General features: G+C 54.7%; 1 pseudogene. It reads right to left on the bottom strand.

Annotated elements, in window-relative coordinates:
* A pseudogene (locus RGM3321_RS00215) lies at positions 1–572 on the bottom strand (IS3 family transposase); the annotation flags it as partial.

Genomic DNA, 572 nt, shown 5'->3' with positions numbered 1-572 from the left:
GTTGGAATGCCGGCGAAAGCGATGATGGCTATGAGTAGTCTTGTGATAAGCCCGTTTGCGCGGAACCAGCTCGCGCGCATCACGAAGAATGGTAAACAGACGGTCTCTACCCACGCACAACGACGCAGGAGCTTCGACGCTCATCAAGTAGTGCAGCTTGCGCGTTCCCAGCCTAGGCTGGCGACGCCGCTTTTCCAGGACGAAGTCCATCACCTCTTGGTCTTGGCGGACTCTCGCGTCAAAAGCGCGATTGCGCTTGTAATACGCTTGGCGCGAAATACCCATGAAGAGGCAAGCCCTGCTAATACTCAGGTCTTGGATTTGCCCTTGTGAGAGGACTTGCCGGGTCGCTTTTTTACGATGGAAACACCGTAGTCATTTTTCAAGACGTTCACGACAGCTTCAAAGAACTGGGCCTTCTGATTGCTCAGTGCCAGTTGTTCTTCAAGCTCTTTAATCCGCTGCTCGGGTGACGGCGGGAGGGTTGGCTCGGTCATGGACCTGATCCTCGGCTCTCGAATTGATGCGCCTTGGCTCCAATCCTGTCGACCGTGCTTTCGTAACCAGACCAG

The organism is Pseudomonas sp. RGM 3321, assembly GCF_022836805.1.
In the GTDB taxonomy this organism is placed as follows: Bacteria; Pseudomonadota; Gammaproteobacteria; order Pseudomonadales; family Pseudomonadaceae; genus Aquipseudomonas.
This window is presented reverse-complemented; position numbering and strand designations above follow the sequence as displayed.